Genomic DNA, 9,124 nt, shown 5'->3' with positions numbered 1-9,124 from the left:
CTTCGATTTTTTTTGCTTGGTTTATAACATTTATTTATTTGTTTTATTTATGTACTTAGTATATATTATTTATACTACTTTGTCAATTTTTTTGTTAAAATTATTATTTTTTCTCTTCAATTAAAGCTAAGTTTACTATCTTGTTGAAGATTCCTGAAATATAATTTAATTGAGAAAGTCTATTGTTTTTAATAGCTTCATCTTTATCCATAACCATAATTGATTCGAAATATCTATTAATTACATCTTCAGTTGATAAAATTACATTTAAGTAACCTATATAATCTTTTTCTGATAATTTAATCTCTGCATTATGAGCAACTTCATTAGATTTTTCAAATAACTCTTTCTCTACATCCTCTTTTAAAAGTTCTGCATTTACTACATCCCCTTCAAAACCTTTAGATATATTTCCTACTCTTTTCATAAGAGCAACTAAGTTATTAAAATCATCCATTTTTGTAAACTCATCTACAGCTTTTATTCTTAAAAGAGTATCAACTAAGTTATTGTAGTTTTTATCAACAACAGCTGAAACCACATCTTTAGCATATCCCATATCTGTAAATACGTTAAGTGCTCTTTGTTTAAAGAACTCCATAACCTCTTTTTTAACTTCAGCCTTATCTCTTTTTAATACTCCAGTTTCTTCTAATGTATCTAGAGCTTTTTCAACTAAAGCTTCTAAAGATATATTTAAATTAGCATCTAATATTATATTTACAATACCTAAAGCTGATCTTCTTAGTGCAAATGGATCTTTAGAACCACTTGGAATAATTCCTACACCAAAACATCCACAAAGAGTATCAAGTCTATCACAGATTCCTGCAACTATTCCTTCTATTCCTTTAGGTAATACGTCACCTTGGTATCTTGGATAATAGTGCTCCTCTATTCCTTTAGCTACTAATTCATCCTCTCCAGATCTAATAGCATAATCTGCTCCCATAAATCCTTGAAGTTTTGTAAACTCCTTCTCTCCAATCATATTAGAAACAAGGTCGGCTTTTGCAAGTAAAAGAGTTCTTAGAACATTTTCTTTTCTCTCTTCCATTCCAATCGCATCAACTAAATAGTCAGCAACTTTTTGTGCTCTCTCTATTTTATTATATATAGTTCCTAAATCTTTCTGGAACACTACATTTTTAAGTTTTTCTACATTTTCAACTAAAGATTTCTTTAAATCTTCATGATAGAAGAATCTTGCATCTGCAAGTCTTGCAGATAATACTTTTTCATTTCCTTTTCTTACTTCATCAGAGTTCTCTATACCATTTCTTACAACTACAAACTTAGGTAATAGCTTTCCTTCAGAATCTAAAATTGGGAAATATCTTTGGTGTACTTGCATAGATATAATTAATACATCTTGAGGTACCTCTAAGAAGTCTGAGTTAAATGTTCCAACTATTGGATAAGGATACTCAACTAAGTTAGTAACCTCTTTTAGTAAATCTTCATCTATTAAAACATGCTCATTTGAACTTTCACAATTTTCTTTTATTAATTTCTTAATAAGATTTTTTCTCTCTTCAATATCAATAATAACATTATTTGCTCTTATTTTTTCAAAGTACTCATCTATTGTAGCCACTTCAAAATTCTCACCAAAGAATCTATGTCCTCTTGATGCTCTTCCACTTTTAATTCCCTCTATTTCAAACTCAACAACATCTGAATCTAATAGAGCTAAGAACCACTGAATAGGTCTAGCAAACTTAAGTTTTTTAACTCCCCATCTCATTGATCTTTGGAAGTTTATTTCAAGTACAAGCTCTTTTAAAAGTTCAGGTACTAAAGTTTTAGTTTCCTCACCTTTCATAAACTTTCTTACTGAAATATACTCTCCCTTTGGAGTTTCTATTATTTCTAAATCTGTTGCTTCAACACCTTGTGATTTAGCAAATCCTAAACCAGCTCTTGAAATTTCTCCATTTTCACCAAAGGCAACATGTTTTGCAGGACCCATATTTAAAATATCTAAATCTTCCTGCTTTTCTGCTAAACCTTCAACTAAAACAACAAGTCTTCTTGGTGTTCCAAAAGTTTTTATATCTTCAAATTTTATTCTTTTATCTTTTAACTTACCCTCTAAGTTCTCCTTCATCTCTTTTAGAGTTTGAACAAGGAATCTTGCAGGTAGTTCTTCCATTCCTATTTCAAAAAGTAATCTCACTTTCATTCCTCCTCTTCTTTATCCTATTTTTTTAATAAAGGATATCCTAGTTCTTTTCTATTTTGTACAAATACCTCTGCACATCTCTTAGCTAGGTTTCTAACTCTTAAGATATATGACATTCTCTCAGTTGTAGAGATTGCCCCTCTTGAGTCAAGAACGTTAAATGCGTGAGAACATTTTAGAACATAATCGTATGCTGGTAAAACTAAGTTCTCATTTAAAGCTCTATCCGCCTCTTTTTCATAGTCATCAAACCATCTAAAGTGGCTTTCTAAATCAGCTATTTCAAATGCATACTTAGAATTTTCATACTCATATTGGTATCTCATATCTCCATATTTAATTCCTGGAGCCCACTCTAAATCATATACATTTTCTTTATTTTGAATATAAAGAGCTAATCTCTCTAATCCATAAGTTATTTCAACTGGAATTATATCAAGTTCAAGTCCTCCAACTTGTTGGAAATATGTGAACTGAGTTACTTCCATTCCATCTAACCATACTTCCCATCCAAGTCCCCAAGCTCCTAAAGTTGGTGACTCCCAGTCGTCCTCAACAAAACGAATATCATGTTGTAATGGATCTATTCCTAATACCTTTAATGATTCAAGATATAACTCTTGAATATTATCTGGTGATGGTTTCATTATTACTTGAAACTGGTGATGTTGATAGACTCTATTTGGATTTTCTCCATATCTTCCATCTTTTGGTCTTCTTGATGGCTCTACATAAGCAACGTGCCAAGGCTCAGGTCCTAAAGACATTAAAAATGTATTAGGGTTAAATGTTCCCGCTCCTGTCTCTATATCATATGGATTTCCAATGATACATCCTTTTGAACTCCAATACTGTTGAAGAGCAAATATCATCTCTTGAAATGTCATTTCACTTCCTCCTACTTTTTCTTTTTCCTTTTATTTTCTAATAAACTATCAATTATTATAAGAATAACACCTATATTTATCCATACATCAGCTAAGTTAAATACAAAGACCCAAATACCTCTAAAGTCAATCATATCTACAACAAAGCCTCTGAAAATTCTATCAATTATATTACCAATTGCTCCACCTAGGATAAAACTGTAACCTAACTTTTCAAAAATAGAAAAAGTTTTTCTATTCTTAAAAAAATAAATTCCTACTCCCACAATAACAATAACTGTTATTATTGATATAATATCTAACTTTCCTTGGAATATCCCAAAGGCTATCCCTCTATTTTTAACATAAGTTAGGTGGAGAAAGCCCCCTATTACAGGGTGCGTCTCTCCTTCCACTAACCAGTTGTCTATTTTATATTTAGAAAGTTGATCTACTAATGCTAATAAGATAATTATAGCTATATAAACCACAACTCACCTCTTTAATATAATTAGTCAATAAGTGCTGATGTACATCTTGGACAAGCTGTTTCATGCTCAGAGTTAGTTCCTAACTCATTTGAGTATTTCCAACATCTTTCACATTTTTCTCCATCTGCATGAAGTACTTTTACAAGTAATGCTTCTTGCTCCTCACCCTTTGTAAATGTTTCATCAGCTGATTCAACAATTTCAAGTTGAGATACAATGAATACTTCCTCTAAAATCTCTTTATTTTCAGTTAAGAACTTAGCTAACTCCTCAGTTGTTGCAGCTAATTGAACCTTAGCATCTAAAGAGTTTCCAATTATCTTGTTTTCTCCTTGTCTAGCAACCTCTAGTGATTTATTAACATCTTTTCTTAATTTAATGATCTCTTCCCACTTAGAATCTAACTCATCATTTAAGTAGCTGTCATTATTTACATACCAGTTAGTTAATAAAACTGATTCTGAATCTTTCATACTTTCAGGTAAAGTTCCCCAAATCTCTTCAGCTGTAAATGAAAGGATTGGCGTAACCATCTTAGTTAAAGTTACTAAGATTTCTGACATTACTGTTTGAGCTGCTCTTCTGTCTTTTGAATCTGCCTTTTCTGTATATAGTCTATCTTTTATAATATCTAAATAGAATGCTGACATTTCAATTCCAGCAAAGTAGTGAATCTCTTGGAATAAGTTATAGAACTCATACTTATCATAAGACTCAGTTACTGTTCTTTTTAATCTCTCTAATTTATTTAATGCCCACTTATCAATTTCCATTAAGTCCTCGTAAGCTACTGCATCTGTTGTAGGGTTAAAGTCTGCTGAGTTTCCTAAAATATATCTAGCAGTGTTTCTTACTCTTCTGTAAGCTTCTGCCATTTGCTTTAATATATTATCAGAGATTTTAACATCTTCGCTATAATCTACTGAAGCACACCAAAGTCTTAAAATATCCGCCCCATAAACTTTAATTACATCTTGAGGTGCAACTACGTTTCCTACAGATTTAGACATTTTCTTTCCTTCTCCATCATTTACGAATCCGTGAGTTAATAGCATCTTAAACGGTGCATCTCCTGTTGATCCTACAGATGTTAATAGAGATGTTTGGAACCATCCTCTATGTTGGTCAGAACCCTCTAAGTATAAGTCAGCTGGTCTATGTAAGTTCTCTCTAGTTTCTAAAACAGATCTATGAGATACTCCTGAATCAAACCAAACGTCCATTATATTTGTTTCTTTTCTTAACTCTACACCTTTTAAGTTGTATTTCTCAAGTAACTCTTCACCAATTAACTCTTCAGCAGAGTATTTAACCCAAGCTCCTGATCCTTCAACTTTTACTAACTCTATTACTTTATTTAAAATCTCTTTTTCAAAGATCTCTTTTCCAGTTTCCTCATTGTAGAATACAGGAATTGGTACTCCCCATGTTCTTTGTCTTGAGATACACCAGTCAGGTCTAGTCTCTAACATTGAACCTATTCTATTTCTTCCCCAATCAGGTACAAACTTAACATTATCAAGAGCTCTTAAAGCATTCTCTCTTAAATCTGATCCTTCACATCTAATGAACCACTGCTCAGTAGCTCTAAATATTACTGGAGTTTTTGATCTCCAATCATGTGGATAAGAGTGCTCAAACTCTTTGTAACTTAATAAGTGTCCTGTCTCAGTTAAGTGCTCAGCTATTACCTTATTTGCTTTCTTATAGAATAATCCTGCAAATGGTCCAGCTTCCTCAGTTAATACACCCTTATTGTTTACAGGTGAAACAATATCAAGTCCGTATCTTACACCAACAACATAGTCATCTTGACCATGTCCTGGAGCTGTATGTACTACTCCAGTTCCAGCTTCAGCTGTAACATGAGTTCCTAAAACTACTTTTCCAATTCTATCTAAGAATGGGTGTTTGTATGTTAAATTCTCAATATCTGATCCTACAAACTCTTTTATTAATTCAACATTTTCAATTCCAATATCAGCAAATGCTTTATTAGCAAGAGCTTTAGCTAAGATTAAGTTTCCTTTCTCTGTAGCATATACTCCATATTCAAACTCACCATTTAAACAGATTCCTGTATTTGCAGGTAAAGTCCAAGGAGTTGTTGTCCAGATAACTAGGTAAGTTGTATCTGTCATTCCTATTTTCTCTAAAAGCTCTTTGTTAGCTTCCATTTTTACATATATTGATGGTGATTTAACATTTTTATACTCAATTTCAGCCTCAGCAAGAGCTGTTTCTGTTACTGGAGACCAGTAAATTGGCTTTAATCCTTTGAATATATATCCGTTATCATAAAGCTCACCAAATACTTCCAATTGTTTTGCTTCATATTCTGGATTTAAAGTTAAGTATGGATTATCCCACTCACCTAAAATTCCAAGTCTTTGGAATCCTTCTTTTTGTACTCCTACCCATTTCTTAGCATAAGCAGCACATTTCTCTCTAATTTCAAGAGCTGACATCTCTTTCATTTTAGATCCTAACTCTTCACTTACTTTTAATTCAATTGGTAGTCCATGTGTATCCCATCCAGGTACATAAGGTACTTTGAAACCTTGTAATCTTTTATATTTTAAGATTATATCTTTCAATATTTTATTTAAGGCATGACCTATATGAATTCCACCATTGGCATATGGAGGTCCATCATGAAGAATAAATGACTCTCCACCCTTTTCTAATCCTTTTTCATATATTTTTTGCTCTTCCCACATCTTTAAAATGTTAGGTTCCTTCGTTGGTAAGTTTGCCCTCATTTGGAAACTTGTTTTTGGAAGGTTTAACGTTTTACCATAATCTTTTTCTTCCACTACACTTCCTCCTTATATACGTTTAATGTTATTTTGACCTCTGTACTTTTTCCCTCTTCAGAGAAATGTTTAATTACTCCACCATGCTCTCTTATTATCTTTTGAACAAAGAAAAGTCCAAGACCAAGTGTTTGAGGTGAGTAAGTAATAAATGGTTCGTATATATCCTCTAATTGCTTAGGAGACATTCCTATTCCATTATCAATTACCTTTAATTCTATTTTTTCATGAATCTTTCTTTTAGAAAGAATAATGTCGATTCTTCTGTTATGCTTTTTAGTCATCAGGGAGTTATATGAGTTATCAAGCAACTCTTTTATAACTTTTTCCATTCCTCTTCTCTCTCCAAAAATTGTTCCTGTTGTTGAACTGAAAAAAGAAACAGATATTTTATCCATATCAAACTTAGCTTTATATTTTTCTAAAACTTCATTTATTAGTTTTTCTAAACTAATTCTATCATATATTTTATCAACCAGTCCTGTGTATTCTCTAAGGGCTGTGTTATCATCTTTAATTCTCTCTAAATATGGTTCAATTTTAGAAAGTTCACTAATTATTTTTTCACCTGAATTTTCAGCTTTTAAACAATCAATTAATCTCTCTACAACCTCTCCTCTTAACTTTAGAAATCTTGTTGCTAATTTCTCAATTGTAGAAACTCTTTGCTCTTCTAAAGTTTCAATTGTTGTCTCTTTATTATTTATTCCTATTGAAAAGTTTATTGCTAGTAAATTTAAAAGCTCTAACTCCTCTTTATTAATTTGAATATCCTTAGTATAATTATCAACTAATATTACCCCAGAATATTTTCCAGCACCATGTATTGGAAAAATAAAGAAATTTTTAAGTCCAATTGCCTTTAAAAGATCATTTCCCAAGTCATACTTATATCCAGAGTCATTTTTATAAATTATTTTCTGCTCTTTAAAAGCTCTAGATAAAAGATTTTCCTCTTTTATAGATACCTTTGTAAAGAGCACTAACTCTTTTAAATCTTTAACTTGAAACTTAAATCCTTTTTGTGTTTCTCCATTTAAACTTCTATTTGCAGATACTTCTTCACCAATTAAATAGTCATTTTCTCTACTATATCTAAAATACATAGCTCTACTATAACCAAGACCAACTTCTGATGTAAAACCACAAACTAGTTTTTTTATAGTTTCATATGTATCTGTCTCCATATTCATTCCCATTAATAGTTTATCAATAGCTTCAATTCTATCTATATTTCTAACAAGTTCTTGATTTTGATTTTGCATATTCTTCTGAGCTGTATCAAGTTTTTCTATCATCTCTTTTAAAGATGTTGAAAGGGCTTTTATCTCTCCCTCTCCTATAATTTTTATATGACTTACCTTTTCTCCAGCAGATATTTTATCTGCCATATCAGCTATTTCACTTAAAGGATATAGTAATTTTTTAAACACTTTACTTGATATAGTCGAACTAAGTAACATTACTAAGAATACTAAAATTCCAATATATATAGCTGTCATCATTTTTTCTTCAGTAAGTTTCTCTTTAGAAACTGCTAAAACAAAACTACCTAAATAGTTTTCATCATACCCTATTAAATTATATATTCCAATATAGAATGATCTATTTCTTATATTTTTATTAAAATAATAAGTTTTATAATCTTTTCTTAAAATCTCTTTATAAACTCCGGGAAGAAAAAAATCCTTACTTTGAAGAGCTCTTGGAGATTTCCAGTCAGATAAAAATATAACCTTATCTTTTGAGGTTAAGTTAAGTCCCTCTTTAAGAGATTTTAAAAACCCCTCATTTATTGGTGTTGAAACAACTACATAATTAGTTGTCTTTTCATCTCCATATGGAATTATCACCCTAGAATATATTCTTCTACCTATTCTAGCTAGATAATACCCTTCCTCTTCAAATTCTTTTTTTCTTGCATTATTTAAAAGAATTTTTATATTACTATCATTTAGAGTTCCTAAAGAACCTTCATTCCCATACTCTCCTAACAAAGTCCCATTTGCTGATAAAAGAGTTACAACTGAATTATAGTAGTTTTTAAAATCTGCTCTTAAAAGATTATACTTTAATTCCTCTGCTATCTCTTGACTTCCAGTTGAAATATGGTGTTTTCCTATCTCTTTATAAACATCATTTCTAACTTCACTAAAATATGATTCATAGTTACTTATTAGTAACTTCATTTTATTTTTTGTTATATCATCTATTCTTCTTTCCATCTCTTGAAAAGATGTGAAGATTACAACTGAGGCAATTAAAATTGAGGTTAATATTATTGCTATATCATTGTAAAATATTATTTTGATTAGCAATGAATCTTTTCTCATCCTCATTAATTACATCCCCTTTTTTGTTAATCCTACTCTTTCTCTCTCTTTATCTATATCTTTGATCTTTACTTTAATTATCTGACCAACAGATAATACTTTGCTTGGATCATCTATAAATTTGTCTGAAATTTCAGAAATATGTAGTAAGGCATCATTTTTTAAACCAATATCTATAAAGGCTCCAAATTTTATAACATTTCTAACTGTTCCTTCAAGTTCCATTCCTGGTTGAAGATTATCTATATTTAATATATCTGACTTTAAAAGTGGTTTAGGTAGACTATCTCTTGGATCTCTTCTCTCTTTTATTAAAGCTTCATATATATCTTTTTCTGTTTCAGTTGTAAAAGAACTAAGTCCTTTTAAAGCTTCTTTTGCTCCTTGTAAATCTTTAGAATACTCTTTTAATGAGTATCCAACAGAGTTAAGC

General features: G+C 30.8%; 6 protein-coding genes. All 6 read right to left on the bottom strand.

Features of this window, described 5'->3' with window-relative positions; translation table 11 throughout:
* Positions 1-103: 103 nt before the first annotated feature.
* Entirely contained in the window at positions 104-2,179 is a 2,076-nt protein-coding gene (gene glyS, locus Q0V09_RS04870; RefSeq protein WP_297487430.1) for a glycine--tRNA ligase subunit beta, read from the bottom strand.
* A 23-nt stretch (positions 2,180-2,202) separates the two neighbouring features.
* Positions 2,203-3,072, bottom strand: coding sequence for a glycine--tRNA ligase subunit alpha (gene glyQ / locus Q0V09_RS04865; protein WP_297406408.1), 870 nt, complete (start codon positions 3,070-3,072; stop codon positions 2,203-2,205).
* Between the two features lie 11 nt (positions 3,073-3,083).
* Complete coding sequence (gene lspA, locus Q0V09_RS04860; protein ID WP_297406407.1) at positions 3,084-3,542, bottom strand: signal peptidase II; 459 nt, start codon at positions 3,540-3,542, stop codon at positions 3,084-3,086.
* Positions 3,543-3,562: 20 nt separating this feature from the next.
* The gene (ileS, locus tag Q0V09_RS04855; protein WP_297487428.1) at positions 3,563-6,358 is read right to left on the bottom strand and encodes an isoleucine--tRNA ligase; all 2,796 of its coding nucleotides are present in this window, start codon (positions 6,356-6,358) and stop codon (positions 3,563-3,565) included.
* Positions 6,358-8,697 carry an ATP-binding protein gene (locus Q0V09_RS04850; protein WP_297406769.1) on the bottom strand — a complete coding sequence of 780 codons (2,340 nt, stop codon included), beginning with the start codon at positions 8,695-8,697 and terminating at the stop codon, positions 6,358-6,360. Before Q0V09_RS04850 ends, ileS begins: the two co-directional genes overlap by 1 nt.
* Before the next feature lie 3 nt (positions 8,698-8,700).
* On the bottom strand, positions 8,701-9,124 hold a 424-nt coding region (locus tag Q0V09_RS04845; protein ID WP_297487426.1), incomplete at its 5' end, for a S1 RNA-binding domain-containing protein.

The organism is uncultured Cetobacterium sp., assembly GCF_947039425.1.
Classification (GTDB): domain Bacteria; phylum Fusobacteriota; class Fusobacteriia; order Fusobacteriales; family Fusobacteriaceae; genus Cetobacterium_A.
Note: the sequence above shows the minus strand (reverse complement) of the source record. Positions and strands in the feature narration are given on the sequence as shown.

Bases quoted from the DNA above. Each gene is read 5' to 3' on its own strand.
- glyQ (WP_297406408.1), bottom strand. From the start codon at position 3,072: ATGACATTTCAAGAGATGATATTTGCTCTTCAACAGTATTGGAGTTCA.
- Q0V09_RS04850 (WP_297406769.1), bottom strand. From the start codon at position 8,697: ATGAGGATGAGAAAAGATTCATTGCTAATCAAAATAATATTTTACAAT.